Annotated in this window: 12 protein-coding genes and 1 pseudogene; 7 read left to right on the top strand and 6 right to left on the bottom strand. The window is 65.1% G+C overall.

Annotated features, from left to right (window positions below; all coding sequences use genetic code 11):
* Positions 1-121 precede the first annotated feature (121 nt).
* Positions 122-955, bottom strand: coding sequence for a GNAT family N-acetyltransferase (locus tag FHU13_RS14620; RefSeq protein ID WP_183436596.1), 834 nt, complete (start codon positions 953-955; stop codon positions 122-124).
* Between the two features lie 428 nt (positions 956-1,383).
* Entirely contained in the window at positions 1,384-2,097 is a 714-nt protein-coding gene (gene bdcA / locus FHU13_RS14615) for an SDR family oxidoreductase (protein WP_183436595.1), read from the bottom strand.
* A 75-nt stretch (positions 2,098-2,172) separates the two neighbouring features.
* On the opposite strand from bdcA, the gene FHU13_RS14610 reads away from it, so the two are divergent.
* Positions 2,173-2,793: a TetR/AcrR family transcriptional regulator gene (locus tag FHU13_RS14610; protein WP_183436594.1), complete on the top strand. Its 621-nt coding sequence runs from the start codon at positions 2,173-2,175 to the stop codon at positions 2,791-2,793.
* A gap of 1,998 nt (positions 2,794-4,791) precedes the next feature.
* On the opposite strand, the gene FHU13_RS14605 is transcribed toward FHU13_RS14610, so the two are convergent.
* Positions 4,792-5,373: a TetR/AcrR family transcriptional regulator gene (locus FHU13_RS14605; RefSeq protein WP_183436593.1), complete on the bottom strand. Its 582-nt coding sequence runs from the start codon at positions 5,371-5,373 to the stop codon at positions 4,792-4,794.
* Positions 5,374-5,464: 91 nt separating this feature from the next.
* On the opposite strand from FHU13_RS14605, the gene FHU13_RS14600 reads away from it, so the two are divergent.
* Positions 5,465-6,697, top strand: coding sequence for an FAD-dependent monooxygenase (locus FHU13_RS14600; RefSeq protein WP_183436592.1), 1,233 nt, complete (start codon positions 5,465-5,467; stop codon positions 6,695-6,697).
* Positions 6,698-7,581: 884 nt separating this feature from the next.
* Positions 7,582-7,788 carry a hypothetical protein gene (locus FHU13_RS14595; protein ID WP_183436591.1) on the top strand — a complete coding sequence of 69 codons (207 nt, stop codon included), beginning with the start codon at positions 7,582-7,584 and terminating at the stop codon, positions 7,786-7,788.
* A gap of 411 nt (positions 7,789-8,199) precedes the next feature.
* Here FHU13_RS14595 and FHU13_RS14590 read toward each other — a convergent pair whose 3' ends face one another.
* Together FHU13_RS14590 and uraH are read right to left on the bottom strand one after the other, a co-directional pair.
* On the bottom strand, positions 8,200-8,391 hold the full coding sequence (locus tag FHU13_RS14590) for a hypothetical protein (protein ID WP_183436590.1): 192 nt from the start codon (positions 8,389-8,391) through the stop codon (positions 8,200-8,202).
* Positions 8,392-8,546: 155 nt separating this feature from the next.
* A complete protein-coding gene (gene uraH, locus FHU13_RS14585) occupies positions 8,547-8,963 on the bottom strand; it encodes a hydroxyisourate hydrolase (RefSeq protein ID WP_183436589.1) in 417 nt (138 codons plus the stop codon).
* A 219-nt stretch (positions 8,964-9,182) separates the two neighbouring features.
* On the opposite strand from uraH, the gene puuE reads away from it, so the two are divergent.
* The gene (gene puuE / locus FHU13_RS14580; protein WP_183436588.1) at positions 9,183-10,595 is read left to right on the top strand and encodes an allantoinase PuuE; all 1,413 of its coding nucleotides are present in this window, start codon (positions 9,183-9,185) and stop codon (positions 10,593-10,595) included.
* Positions 10,596-10,658: 63 nt separating this feature from the next.
* Here puuE and FHU13_RS14575 read toward each other — a convergent pair.
* Positions 10,659-11,586: pseudogene (locus FHU13_RS14575) on the bottom strand (LysR family transcriptional regulator).
* Positions 11,587-11,722: 136 nt separating this feature from the next.
* Here FHU13_RS14575 and FHU13_RS14570 point away from each other — a divergent pair.
* The 3 genes from FHU13_RS14570 to FHU13_RS14560 are packed head-to-tail and all read left to right on the top strand — an operon-like array spanning position 11,723 to position 14,367.
* A complete protein-coding gene (locus tag FHU13_RS14570; protein ID WP_183436587.1) occupies positions 11,723-12,958 on the top strand; it encodes a urate hydroxylase PuuD in 1,236 nt (411 codons plus the stop codon).
* Positions 12,959-13,015: 57 nt separating this feature from the next.
* Positions 13,016-13,855 (top strand): bifunctional allantoicase/(S)-ureidoglycine aminohydrolase, encoded by an 840-nt coding sequence (locus FHU13_RS14565; RefSeq protein WP_183436586.1) that lies wholly within the window; start codon positions 13,016-13,018, stop codon positions 13,853-13,855.
* Complete coding sequence (locus FHU13_RS14560; protein ID WP_183436585.1) at positions 13,852-14,367, top strand: ureidoglycolate lyase; 516 nt, start codon at positions 13,852-13,854, stop codon at positions 14,365-14,367. The genes FHU13_RS14565 and FHU13_RS14560 overlap by 4 nt, the downstream gene beginning before the upstream one ends.
* The last annotated feature ends 155 nt before the right edge of the window (positions 14,368-14,522 follow it).

The raw sequence follows: 14,522 nt of genomic DNA, 5'->3' as shown, positions 1-14,522 counted from the left end.
AGAAGGGTGGCAACCCGCCAGGCTGCTCTTGGGAACGTAGTCGCTAAAAGCTGCCGCTTACCGCTGCACGGATCAGCCGTGAAAACGATCAAGTTCTCGAAACGGAACGATGACGGATTGGTCAGGCTGCTCGCTTGAAGTTCACGCGGACGTACCGATGAAGTAAACCGGCCCGTTCCTGATTGCGATATGACGAGAACCCCTTGTCGGCGTGATCGGCCGGTTGCGACGTTTCGCAGGTGAGGATGGTAGCCCCTGCTGCTGCGGCGGCGCTCGTTTGTGCTGCGACGATGCTGCGTTGGATCCCCTGGCCCCGAAAGGCCGGTCGGGTCGCCTCGATCCCGAACCAGGCGACCCCGTTGCGCACGAACATGCTTCCAACGCCGGCAACCTCACCGTCCACGATGGCGCTGAAGCATTGCCATGACGGGCGGTTGGCAAGTGCAGCAAACCAAGCCTCGCACACCGCTGGCAGGCCAAATCCTTCTACAACCGCCTGACCGAACTTGTCCGCGCCTATCTCACCTACGGACTCTATTTTTGCCAACTCCTTAATTGGGCTGCGAGGCCGCGGAGCATCCGTCGTGACGAATTTTGCCCAGCCGGACCCCGCCTTCGACAAAGCGGCCCCAGCCAGATAGTCATCTAGCATAGGCGTTTCGGCGCCAGGTGCGATTTGCAGCGCCCAAGAAACCGCATGTTTGTCCAGCCATGAGGCCACAGCATCAAGGTCGTCGATTGAAGGTGCACTCACCACGCCCACGGCCATCGCCCGGTTCAACTCGGTAATTGGGACCTTTTGACAGCCCAGAAGCCCCATATCACCGACTATTGTGCTGGTTAGGCCAAGGCTATCACGCACCTGATCAGGGGCTGCGGCAAACAAGTCGAGCCATGCATCACGTTCAATCAGCTCCGCGAGACGATCCGTGTTTTCCAAATCTGGTGCCCTCATGCTGCCTAATCGTTTCACTGCAGACAAAAAGCTCACATGATAGAAAGCCTATGTTGAGGCGGTCATTACGACCATTCTAAGACCTAAGTATCGCGGCATTCCTGCTGAGAAAAAATCGTTCTTATTTTTCCCGAACCAATAGATTGCGTCAATCGACAAGCTGCCATGACGAGATAGGCGGCGCCGTCAGCTACAACTGATCGAACGAATAATTTCAGTTCAGGCCTGGAACTCCGCGAAAGCTTGGGTCGGATTGCAAGCAGAATGACCGCACCGGATGGAGCGCGGTCGGACTGCTTTCAGGCCAACCCACAATGGCCGCTGTGGCAGGAGGAACCCAGCTGCAGACGGCTTGAAGCTCGACCGTATTGCGAGGCAGCCGGGTAGGAAGACCGGGCCGGAGTTGCTGTTGCTCCGGCCGCGTTGGCTCAGGCGCCGAAGCCGCCGTCGATTGTGTGCATCGCGCCTGTGACGAACGTCGCTTCCGGACCTGCTAACCAGGCCACCATCCCCGCCACATCCTCCGGACGGCCGTGGCGCTTGAGGGCCATGACGGCGTGCTGGATGTCTTTCATCGGACCATCCGCCGGGTTCATATCCGTATCGATGGGTCCGGGCTGTACGACATTGACCGTGATTCCGCGCGGTCCAAAGTCCCGGGCTAAACCCCGAGCCATGCCCTGCAAGGCCGACTTGCTCATCGCGTAGGCCGACAGCCCAGGAAATGGGATCCGGTCTCCGTTGACCGAGCCGATTACGATGATCCGGCCACCTTCCGGCATCTGCCGCGCCGCCTCTACGGCCGCGTGGTAGGGCGCGTTGACGTTGATGCGGATCAGCCGATCCACTGCGTCCGGCTCCTGCTCCAGCGGATCGCCGAAGGCACCCACCCCGGCATTAACCACAAGCACGTCCAGTGGCCCAGCGTTCCTGACGCAAGCGATCACCGCGTCTCGGTCCGCGCTGTCCGTCACCACTGCCGTGCTGCCCGTCTCAGCTGCCAGCCGCTGCGCAGCTTCGTGTGAGCCCGCATAGGTGAAGGTCACCTTTGCTCCGCCCGTCCTGAAGCGCTGTACGATTGCTGCTCCGATACCTCGGCTGCCGCCGAGCACGAGAACGGACTTGTCCTGAAAACCAGCCATCACACCATCCTTGAGAAGAAACGTAGTGTCCGCTACATAAATGACCTACATGCTAGGTCAAGGCTTTTTGTAACCATGACTACACAAGCGCCACGTCCGCGTGGTCGGCCCCGTCGCTTCGATCCGGATCAGGCCATCGGCACCGCTCAGCGCCTCTTTCACGAACGTGGCTATGATGCTGTCAGTGTTGCCGATTTGACAGAAGCCTTCGGGATCAACCCGCCTAGCTTCTACGCCGCCTTCGGGAGCAAAGCCGGCCTCTTCGCTCGAACTCTCCGCCACTACACGACCACTGCGGGCGTTCCTCTAAGCGATATCCTCCGCCCTGATCGCCCAGTGGCAGAAGCGCTTGCCGTCGTGCTGGCGGATGCTGCCCGTCGCTATGCCGCGGATTCTGATGCCGCTGGTTGCCTAGCGATCGAGGGAGCGCGCTGTAACGATCCCGATGCCCGCAAGGCCGCTCGCGCCCTGACAGCCGCGGGTGAGGACACCATCCGCCGCTTTGTCGCCGCTACCCATCCGGAGGCGGCCGAGCGACTGGCCGACTATGTTGTCACAGTGATGATCGGCCTCTCTGCCATGGCCCGCGAAGGCCACAGCCTGGATCGCCTACAAGGCGTCGCCTCGATGGCTGGGATGGTGCTTGAGGAAGCGCTGACCATGCCAGGATTCACCGGGCAGACCGCATCTGGGTGAATGGAGGTCAAGCCTCACGACATCACTGGAACGGCGCTTGGTGAAATGGCCGAGAAGGCGCTTCCAACGGATCGCTCTATCGGCAGCAACGGACAGCGGGCGGCAGCGAGACGTGCAAATGGCAGAAATCGAGGGGACATCGTCATAGGTGCGGTGGCGGTTGGATACCAAGATCCTGCACATGCCCAGCCCCCGCCTCGTCGTGTCCTCATCCTCGGCGCCGCCCCCTGTCAGCTCCTGAACATCGCCGGCCCGGCCGAGATTCTCACACAAGCCGGTCAACTCATGGGGCACAGGAAGGGCCCTAATGCCGTCGATGGTCGAGCCCCACTCTACTCGGTCTCTTGCCTCATCGTTTCTGAGCCCAACTCACCTGCCACGACCGCCGGCCTCACCGTCCAATCGACCGTCACAGAAGCTGACGTCCTCGGCTTGGGCTGACCTCGACGCGCTGATCGTCGTGGGTGGAGAGGGCGCGCGGCCCCGCTGCCGCCTCGCCAGGCGCGACGTGGTGGCTGCCGACCGCGCAGCAGCAAAGGGTGACGCTGAGCAATCGGCCAAGCTCCTCGCCAAGGCGGACACACGGCTCAAGAGAGCTTCTGGTCTCAACACATGGCCGACACGCAGGGAAGCGGGTCCATCCTCCCGATAGTTCCGAGCGGCTGCCCTAACTGTTGAGCGAGACGTTCCAATTGGGCTTTCCCTAGCGAAGCGTTTCAAAGCCTTCCAGGAGAGTAGTTTCAGGCTTCTGAGCGCCCTGCAGGGGAACGTCTAAGAACCTACTGTGCCGTCGAGCAACTGCGGTCGGACAAGCCGCAGCGGCAGGGGCGTGAGCATGACCGCGGACCATGATCTGACCCTCGTGGGAATTCTCGGTAAGGCCAAAACGGCGTCGTCGGCGACTTGCGTGCCTCCCGCGTGACTCGATGATGCTCAAGCGCACGCGGGCTAGCAACTCATCCCTATGCAGCCTCCCTGTAGGTGACGACGGCGAGCCCGGCAGGCGGTTGTAGGCACTCGTGACAGCGCACACGCTGAGCCACGATGACCACATCCTCGTCCGGAGCAGCGCTCAGGTCTTCCCACGTGCTGTGGGTCCCGCACCCGCATTCGGGGCAGCGCATGACGCGTAGGCCGCGGTAGCCTCGCGCACGCCAGTCTGCCACCGTCTCCGCCTGTGCAGCGCTCATGAAATTCCCCGTCGCTGAAGGAGGCGGTTCATATTCGCTATCCGTGACGGACAAACGTCGGTTGAATCGGTGCTGACGAACGGCCGTGTGCGCGCCCTCTGCATGGCTCCGACCGCTCTACTGGGCTGCGTGATACCGCACGTCCCTCTCCGGCTAGGTCGCCCGTTGCCTCCGGCAGGCCTTCCGTTAGTACCGCCGGTCTCGATTTCCTCAGTTCTAAAATCTCAGTAAGCATGCAGGCTGGGGCACCGCCTGATGCTCCCTCATCCTAGCATTTGTCGAACATCTCTGACGAAGCATTCGGCGTGCCCTGGCATCTGCTCGGCAACAGCCTGATGACAGGAGGCACCCTCCGAAACGGCAGAGACGACACGGTGGCGTAGATCGACAGACAAGGGTGAAGGCATCGGCATCCTCCTCCACCCTCCAACGTTTCAAACCCCCAGCCGTCCCAACACGCTCGGGTGCAGCTCTAGTCCGTACCAGTCAACTTTATTTGGCAGTGAGGATCGGCCACTTTCGCCCCCATGCGGACCCTCGCGATGTCCACTATAGGGCATTCCACATCGCCGGTTCTCTATGGATGTTTCCTATGGATACTCAAAGCAGATCGCATGCCCTGGTACGTCGTGGGTAGACCAAACTGCACCGATTTGATCGGCTACGTTGGATGTAAAGCTGTCCGGCGGCTTCTGGCTTTGCAGAAGGCGGGAACGGCCGTCTGCCACCTTCTCAAAGAGGACTGCAAAGCAGGAAAGGCCAGCGCAGACGCAGCTTCACCGCGTCGTGCTCGATGTGTCTTTCGCGCCTACCCAACACGAACGCTAGCAAGTGGCAAAAAAATCGTATCGATCCATGCTGCTCGTAGATCCTCGTCGGGCGCCGACCAAGTCATTAAGGCATGATGACGGAAGAGGTCCGCTAGCAGGCTGGCGATCGGCGGCGTCAGTTTGTTGGCATCGATCTCCCCGCGGGCAACGCCGCGTTCGAGGATCGAAGCCAGGCTGCTGGTCTCTCCGGCCAGCAGTGTCGCACGCAGATCGCTCGGTGTCCCACCCTTGTCGCGGGCATACTCAGTCGAGAAAAGGGCGAAAGTCGCCGCCAGCGCTGTGGCGCGTTCTGCGGCGAGACCAAGCATCTCCGCCAGTTCGGTCCGCACGTCACCGCGATCGGGTACATCGACAGGGTAATCAGCCATGCGACGGCGTAGTGCGGCGGTGGCGAGCGCTGCACGCCCATCCCAGCGGCGGGCGAGGACCGGCCGGCTCGTGCCGGCCCGCGCCGCAACGGCGTCCATCGTTAGGTAAGCATATCCTCGCTCGCTCAGCTCACTCCAAGCGGCTTCGAGGATCGCCTGCTCCAAGTCTGCACCGCGTCGGCGTCCAGTCACATGGCCTCCTATAAGATACAATGCTGCATCTTGACACCGTGCCACGATGCGTATTGGATGCACGCACGCATCTTATGGCAGGAGCCAGGCCATGTCGATCTTAGTGCATTCATCGCCGGGCACCCGTCGCCGGGTCCTGATCTCCGGCGCCAGCATCGCCGGACCGACGCTCGCCTACTGGCTCAACCGATACGGCTTCGACGTCACCGTCGTGGAGCGGGCGCCGGCAGTCCGGAGCGGCGGCTATGCGATCGACATCCGGGGCACGGCGCTCGGGGTGGTAGAGCGCATGGGCTTGCGACCGCAGATCGATGCCGCCCATATCGCGTCGCGCGGCTTAACCTTCGTCGACGCTCAGGGTGAGACAATCGGGACGGTGCCGATCTACGACCTCACGTCCAACGATCTTGGCCGGGATGTCGAACTCCCGCGCGGTACGCTCACAGACATGCTCTATAGCCTGACCCGCGAGAGTGCGGTGTGCTACCGCTTCGAGGACACGATTGAGGCGATCAACGGCGACGAGAACGGCGTGCACGTGCGCTTCAGAAGCGGCATACATGATCGATACGACGTCGTGATCGGAGCCGATGGGCTTCATTCAAACACGCGTCGCCTCGTGTTCGGATCAGAGGAAACATACAGCCATTATCTTGGGTTCGCCTTCAATATCTTTTCCGTGCCAAACAACCTTGGCCTTTCGCAGGAGGCGGTCCTCTATGCGGAACCGGGGCGCATCGCAGGCGTCTTTGCCATCCGCGACTGTCCGGATCTGTTCGCCTTCCTGATCTTCGCGGCCGAGAGGCCGCCGTTCAGCGCACATGCCGACCGGGCGGAGCAGATCGAGCGGACCGCCGCCTTGTTCGAACACGGTGGTTGGCAAGTGCCCCGCTTGGTGGAGGCGATGCGGCATGCCGACGATCTCTACTTCGATACCGTGAGCCAAATCCGGATGCCCAGTTGGTCTAAGGGACGCGTGGCGCTGGTCGGTGACGCTGCCTGTGCGCCGTCCTTCCGGGCCGGTCAGGGCACGAGCATGGCGCTGGTCGGAGCCTATGTTCTGGCGGGCGAGTTGGCCACGCACGACAATCCCGAGGAAGCCTTCGCCGCCTACGAACGCATCGTTCGTCCATATATGGAGGCAAACCAAGCGTTGGCGGTGAGGGACGCCGCGAATATCATCTTCCCACGCACACAGCAGGATCTGGACGCACGCAATCAGATGCTTGCCTCGATCCGATCCGATCAGTCGGGAACTACGACATATCGGGACACAGAGGCAGAAGCCGCGCACAACGCACTTGAACTCTGCGACTATGACTAGGCGAAAACCAAGCTACCGGTCCTTCATCCCCGCGCACGAACGATGATCGAAATGGCGAACGCCATTCGGATACGCAGCGAGAATGCTCAGCACGGGTTCCGCGCTCAAACATCGATCTGGTCATATTGGAGTAACTTAGGCGTCAACACTGGACACGCTGCCGGCTCAGCCAGCCCCGGCCAGGACGCCCCTTAGCGATGAAGGTCGCGAAATCGAGGCGAAGCAGCCATCGGCGCGCTCGGCCAGCGAACGTCCGATCTCGGGCAGGCACCTCATGTCTGCAAGTGGCGGATTTCGTTGAAAACTCGCAGGCGGCAATCTGAGCGTTGCTCAGGAGGGCCCACTGCAGAACGTTTTCCTCCTATCGACGATGAGATCCCGAGATAGCAGCGGGATCAAAGCGATCTGATAGTAGGGCCCTCTCCAGCCAAAGCGGCTCGTGATGCTGCTTCGGGTCGGTCCCGAGTTTTTCAACAAAATCGACGCATTGCCGACCCTCGACATGCTTCAAATCGACCTGAGCGGGTAAGAAAGCGATGCCTTTCCGCCGCCTGTGGATTGCCAGAGAGCGCCCTTGGCAATGAGCGCAGGATCGTATCCACTGCGTGTGCGCACGAAGATAAAGCGCCTGCAAATACAATAACTTAGTCAGAGCCTTCTGCTGAGGTCATGCTGGGTGAGAATCCTGGCGCCCCAGCCAAGCCTCCTAAGTCCCTGATCTCGCTCGTGTCTCCTGTGGCTGGGTATTTCTGTGGTCCAACTGGGTCACGGAGGTGGGTCACACGCGTGGGACACAGGAGGCGGGCCGAGTGGCGCTCGCAACGAACCTTAACCGCCGGGGCGCCGTCTACCACTGGCGACGACGCGTGCCGGCGACATTCGCCTTGGCGACCGCCGCCGAACTGTTCATGACGAGCCTGCCCGATGCCATCACGAAGGAGCAACTCGCGACGCTGTTCAGGAAGGCCCTCCTCGGCCACGAGGCGAAGCTCGATCGTATTGCAGCCTTCGCGCCAGGAACCCGACTTCGATCCGGCGGCCGAGATGGCCGCGGAACAGGCAATGGGCTGGAGCTATCGGGTCGCCTCTAGCCGGGGCGTGAACGGGCGCCTGACAGAGGATGACCGCGCTGCTATGGCGAAGGCGGGGCTTGCGGAAGCTGAGATCGCCTGTGTCGGCGATTGCCTCGACGCCATGCGGAAGAGCGGCGCCCTGGCACCCTCGCAGGCACGCATCCGCGAGATTGTCGAGGAGATCGGGGCACTGCCGACACCGGGCAACGTGGCGCGCGCCGAGCCGATCTACCTGCGTGCCCTGGGGGACGCTCTGCTGCGCACGCGCGACCGTTTCGTCTCGGACGCGCTGCCATACGAGGACCTCATGGCGGACTTCGGTACGGAAGCATGCGAAAACGAATCGGAACGGCCTGTTGCCGAACCGATTGTCGCCGTGGCGGACCCGATCACGGTACCGTCGGTTTTCTACCGATCGCGTCGAATGCATCACCGCTCGCGCCAGCCCCAACATCCACTGTCACCATCGAGGCGATCGGTGAGAAGCTCATCGCGGAGAAGCGTCAGGATCGAGATTGGGACGACAAGACCTGTCGGCAGGCCGAGTTCATCTTCACGCTCTTCGGCCGCTTCCTGCGCGAAGAGCACGCGCTGAACGAAAGGCGCGGCGGCCGGCAGCATATGTCCTGCTCTTGGGCACGGGATACAGGTGGGCACCGCGCTGCGATCGGCGGCTTCAGTGTAGCCTTGGCGGGCCAGAGCGTGAAAACGGTGGTGGGCCGCGCCAGAGCCGAATGAGCACTATGTCCACGCCATAGCCCTATGATGTTAAGTCCCTAGCTGCCGCGGTAGGTGCTGTAGCCGTAGGGGGAGATCAGGAGCGGCACGTGGAGATGAGCAGGGGTGTCCGGGCCCTCCGGCGCCACCAGGAAGCGCACGGGCACGGTGTCGAGAAAGGAGGGCGGGCCGCCAGCGCTCCCCCTCTCCGAGCGGGCGAAGTAGGTGCCGACCTCGAAGGCGATTTCGTAGGTACCGGGCTCCATCGCCTCGCCCGATAGGAGGGGCGCATCGCAGCGGCCGTCGGCATTGGTCGCGACGGTCTTGAGATGCGTGCGGGCGGCACCCTCGACGCGCACGAGATGAAGGGTCAGGCCCGCCGCCGGACGTCCTGTGGCTGTGTCGAGCACGTGGGTCGTGAGCCGCCTCGTGTCCGGCGGCGCGCCCGAGGGTGTGGAGGGTGTCGGGTCGGCCATGCCAGCAGTTCCTCCAAGGCCACCCCGCGATCGTGACCCTCTTTCCCATACCATCGCGCCGTGCCGGCTCCGCGACAGTGGCAGATCGTTTTCCGCGCACCATCCCGGATTTCCGGGAGCAACTTCGGAAAAGTCCGACAGATCCTCGGAGCAAGGGGCGCTATCCTGCGCTCCGCCCACCCATCCGTGCAGCCCACGCGGCAGATCCGGGGATCACCGATGCACACCTCCCGCGACATGATCGGATACGGCCGTACGCCGCCTCGGGCGGAGTGGCCCGGCGGTGCCCGCATCGCCGTGCAGATCGTGCTCAATTACGAGGAGGGGGGCGAGAACTGTATCCTGCACGGGGATACCGCCTCCGAGGCGTTCCTGTCCGAGATCGTCGGGGCGGTGCCCTGGCCGGGCCAGCGCCACATGAACATGGAATCGCTCTACGAGTACGGCGCGCGCGCCGGCTTCTGGCGGCTGTGGCGGTTGTTCACGGAACGCGGCGTGCCGGTGACCGTGTTCGGCGTCGCCACGGCGCTGGCGCAAAACCCGGAGGCCGTCGCCGCGATGCGGGAGGCGGCCTGGGAAATCGCCAGCCACGGCCTGAAGTGGATCGATTACCGCGACATGCCCCGGGCGGAGGAGGCGGCGCAGATGGACGCGGCGATCCGCCTGCACGAGGCGGTGACGGGCGAGCGCCCCCTCGGCTGGTACACCGGCCGCTCCTCGGTCAACACGCTGGAACTCGGCCTGGAACGGGGCTTCGCCTATCTCGCCGATTCCTACGCCGACGACCTGCCCTACTGGCTGTACGGGCGGGCCGGCACCGGCCTCGTCGTGCCCTACACCCTCGACGCAAACGACATGCGCTTCGCCACCGCGCAGGGCTTCAACACCGGCGGCCACTTCTTCACCTACCTGCGCGACACCTTCGACGCGCTCTACGCGGAGGGTGCCACCGTGCCGAAGATGATGTCGGTGGGCCTCCACTGCCGTCTGGTCGGCCGGCCCGGCCGCATCGCCGCGCTCTCGCGCTTCCTCGACCACGTCGCCGCCCATGACGACGTCTGGCTGGCGCGCCGCATCGACATCGCCCGGCACTGGACGGTGCGGCACCCGGCCGAGACCCTGCGCCCGAGCACCATGAGCGCGTCGCAATTCCTGACCCGGTTCGGCGACATCTTCGAGGATACGCCGGAGATCGCGCTCCGGGCGTGGCAGGCCGGCCTGACCGCGCGCGAAGACAGCGCGGAGGGGCTCCATGCCGCCCTCGTCGCCGCCCTGCGCGGCCTGGCCGCCGAGCGGCAGCGCGCCCTCATCCGCGCCCATCCCGAACTCGCCGGACGCCTCGCCCAGGCCGGGCAGTTGACGCAGGCCTCCACCGCCGAGCAGGGCAGCGCTGGCCTCGGCGCGCTGTCCGTCGAGGAGCTGGCGCGGTTCGAGCGGCTGAACGCGGCCTACCGCGCGCGCTTCGATCTACCCTTCGTCATAGCGATCAAGGGCAGCAGCCGGGAGGCGATCCTGGCAGGGTTCGAGGCCCGGCTGCGCAACGAGCCCGAGCAGGAGTTCCAGGAGGCTTTGCGCCAGATCGAGCGGATCGCGTGGCTGCGCCTGAAGGACCGGCTGCCCGCGGCGGGTTAATCCGCGCGAGCGGCCTTCCGGAGTCTCCTCCCCGATCCGGGACGGTGCTTTCGCTCCGCAATCCTACCGCATCAGGCGCCGGCCGATCAGGGCAAGTTGGGCGCCGACATGGGCGCGCAGGGCCTCGGTCGTCATCTCGACGAAGCTCTTGGCGCGCGCGGGCAGCATCTTTCGCGAGGGATAGACCACGCCGAGGGTCGCCGGCGCGGGCGGCGTGCCCGGCAGGATCGGCACGAGGCGGCCGTCGGCAAGGTGGGACGCGACCTCGAAGACGGGCTTGAGGACGATGCCCTGTCCCTTCATCGCCCATTCGGTCAGCACGTCGCCGTCATCCGCGTCGATGCGCCCGGAGACCGGCAGCGTCACGGCCTCATCGCCGTCGCGCAGGGTCCAGCGGAACTGCTCGGATCCGGGAAAGCGCAGCAGCAGGCAGGAATGATCGATGAGCTCGGCCGGGCTCTCGGGCGCCGGATGCTCGGCGAGATAGTCCGGCGACGCGCACAGGATCCGTTCGATCTCGGCGACCTTGCGCAGGGTGAAGGTCGAATCGCGCATCTGCGCGAGGCGGACCGCCACGTCGACCGCCTCCTGCACGAGGTCGAGCAGATGATCGGAGAGTCGAAGGTGGACGTCCGCCTCTGGATGGCGCTCGCGGAAGGCGGGAATCAGCGGCGCCACGACGCGCCGGCCCAGGCTCAGCGGGGCGGTGACCTTCAGCGTCCCGCGCGGCGCCCTCGGTCTCGACGCTCTTCTCCGCCCGCTCCACGGACGCCGCGATGTCGAGGCAGCGGTCGTAGAAGACGCGGCCGGCTTCCGTCAGGTTCATCCGCCGTGTCGTGCGAGTGAGCAGCAGGCAGCCGAGATGCGCCTCCAGCGTCTGGATGCGGTAGCTGACCACCGAGGGCGACAGGCGAAGCGAGCGGCCGGCCGCCGAGAAGCTGCCGGTCTCCGCCGCGCGCATGAAGATGCGGACACTCTCCAGAGACAGCATCTCCCCTCCGCGCCCTGCCGCCGCCCAATACTGCCTTCGGATTTCACGAAAATTTCGAAAACTGGCAAGGAATTTGATGGGCATACAAGCCCGCTCGCAGCGGTAGGATCGCAGCCGGACAGGGAAGGAAGCAGCCGTGGAGAGCTTCGTCTGGGAATGGGGGAGCATGCTGCTGCGCTGGCTCCACATCGTTGCGGCGATGGCCTGGATCGGCTCGTCGTTCTTCTTCATGCACCTCGACGCGTCGCTGAAGCGGACGCCGGAGATCCCGGCCGGCGAAGGCGCTGCGGCTTGGCAGGTGCATGGCGGCGGCTTTTACGAGATGCGCAAGTATTTCGTCGCGCCGGGCCATCTCTCCCCCGACCTCACCTGGCACAAGTGGCAGGCCTACACGACGTGGCTGTCGGGCTTCGTCCTGCTCGCCTGGATCTACTACGCGCAATCGCGCCTCTACCTCGTCGACCCGGCGGTGATGGACCTGCCGGCTCCGGTCGCGGCGGCGCTCGGCATCGGGGCCCTGGCGCTCGGCTGGCTGGTCTATGACCGCATCTGCCGCTCGCGGCTCGGCGAGAGCGAAACGGGCCTCGCCGCCGTGGGGCTGCTGGCCATCACGCTTTCCGCCTTCGGCTTCTCGCAGGTGTTCAGCGGCCGCGGCGCCCTGATCCATACCGGGGCCCTGATGGCGACCTGGATGGCCGGCAACGTCTTCTTCATCATCATCCCGAACCAGCGCAAGGTCGTCGCCGCGCTGCTCAAGGGGGAGCGACCGGACCCGAGCCTCGGCCGGCAGGCCAAGCAGCGCTCGGCGCAGAACAACTACCTGACCCTGCCGGTCGTGCTCATGATGATCGCGAACCACTATCCGCTGCTGTTCGACTCCAAGGCGGCGATCCCGCTCATCGTCGCACTGGTCACCGCCTCGGGCGCGGTGATCCGCTTCTTCTACAACGTGCGCCATGCCGACCATGCGCGCTCGCCCTGGTGGGCCTGGGCCGTCGCCTCCGCGGGGCTGGCCACCGCCTTCGTCCTCGCCCTCGTCGGAAGCGCCGGAGGCCGTTCGGTGCTGGGCCTGCCGCCGCAGGCCGAAGGCCCGCCGGCCGTCACCCTGGCGTCCGCGACGCCGCCGGATCACATCGTCGAACTCGTCGCCGGGCGCTGCGCCATGTGCCATGCGGCCGAGCCGATCTGGGACGGGATCGGCGTTGCGCCGAAAGGCGTCCGGCTCGATACCGCCGAGGCCATCGGCCGTCAGGCCGAGGCGATCCGCCTGCAGGTCGTGCTGACGCACAACATGCCGCCCAACAACGTGACCGGGATGACCGACGAGGAGCGCGGTGTGCTCGCGGCCTGGCTGAAGGGCACCGCGCGATGAGAGCCCCTTTCCCCGGCGCGATCGCTGCCCGACGGCGCAACAGCGGAACCCTCCGAAATGACCGCTTCCCCCTACAATCCGCCCTGTGGCGGCCTGCCCCCCCAGACTGCGCTGATGACGGGCCGGGCCGTGTTCACGGAGGCCTACGCCGTCATCCCGAAGGGCGTGATGAGCGACATCGTCACGAGCGTCCTGCCATTCTGGGAGGGCACGCGGGCCTGGATGCTGTCACGCCCGCTCTCAGGTTTCTCCGAGACTTTCGCGCAATACCTGATGGAGGTGGCCCCCGGCGGCGGCAGCGAGCGGCCGGAGCCGGATCCGCGGGCCGAGGGCGTGCTGTTCGTGGTTGGCGGCCAGCTCCGCCTCGTCCTCGAAGGACGGGCGCAGGCCCTGCGTCCCGGCAGCTACGTCTACCTGCCCCCCGAAGTGGCCTGGAGCCTGCGCGGCAACGGGCCAGAGCCCGCCCGCTTCCACTGGATCCGCAAGGCCTACGAGCCGGTCGCCGGAATGGAGGTACCGCCGAGCCTCGTCACCCACGAATCCGAGATCGCCCCGCGGGCGATGCCGGGCGCGGGCGGGGCCTGGGCCACCACCCGTTTCGTCTCGCCAGAGGACGTGCGCCACGACATGCACGTCAACATCGTCACGTTGCAACCCGGCGCCTCGATCCCGTTCGAAGAGACGCATGTGATGGAGCATGGCCTGTTCGTGCTGGAGGGCAAGGCGGTCTACCGGCTCAACCGCGACTGGGTCGAGGTGGAGGCCGGCGACTTCATGTGGCTGCGCGCCTTCTGTCCCCAGGCCTGCTACGCGGGCGGTCCCGGCCCGTTCCGTTACCTGCTCTACAAGGACGTGAACCGGCATGCCGCCCTCGCCCCCTTCCGGTCCGCCCGATGAGCGACCGGCGGATTCCCATCGTACCGCTGACGCAAGGCGCCTTCGCGCCCTTCGGCACGGTCATCGACAAGGCTGCGGTCGCGCCGCGACCGATGAACGGCGGCAGGGCGCGCCGCTTCCACGACCTCGCGCCGGTACCGATCGCGGGCGGGTACGGCGCGAGGGACGGGCAGGTGATGATCGGCTACGTCGAGGCCGAGCCCTATGCCTTGCCGCTGCACTTGAGCCTCGTCGAGCGCCACCCGCTCGGCGCCCAGGCTTTCGTGCCCGTGAGCGCCGCGCCATTCGTCGTCGTGGTCTGCCCGGACGAGGGTGGGACGCCCGGGCGGCCGCGGGCGTTCCTCACGGCGCCGGGCCAAGGCGTCTGCTACCACGTCGGTACGTGGCACGGCGTGCTCACGCCCCTCGACCGGTCCCAGGACTTCTGGGTGATCGACCGGGGCGGCGCCGGGCTCAACCTTGAAGAGCATCGGTTTGACGAGCCCTGGACCATCATCGCAGAGCCTGCCTGATCTCGGCCCCCTCTCCGTCTCCCGGTGTGGGTCGCTCATCAGGCAAGCGCGCGGCATTAGATGGCCGCGGGGGGCCGAATGGGAGGCGCAGTCCGTCGAGAGGCTACGAGTCGATTGGTGTGGGGCGATCCGGAGTTTCAGCAGCTCACGACGCC

The sequence above is a fragment of the Methylobacterium sp. R2-1 genome (assembly GCF_014191355.1).
Classification (GTDB): domain Bacteria; phylum Pseudomonadota; class Alphaproteobacteria; order Rhizobiales; family Beijerinckiaceae; genus Methylobacterium.
This window is presented reverse-complemented; position numbering and strand designations above follow the sequence as displayed.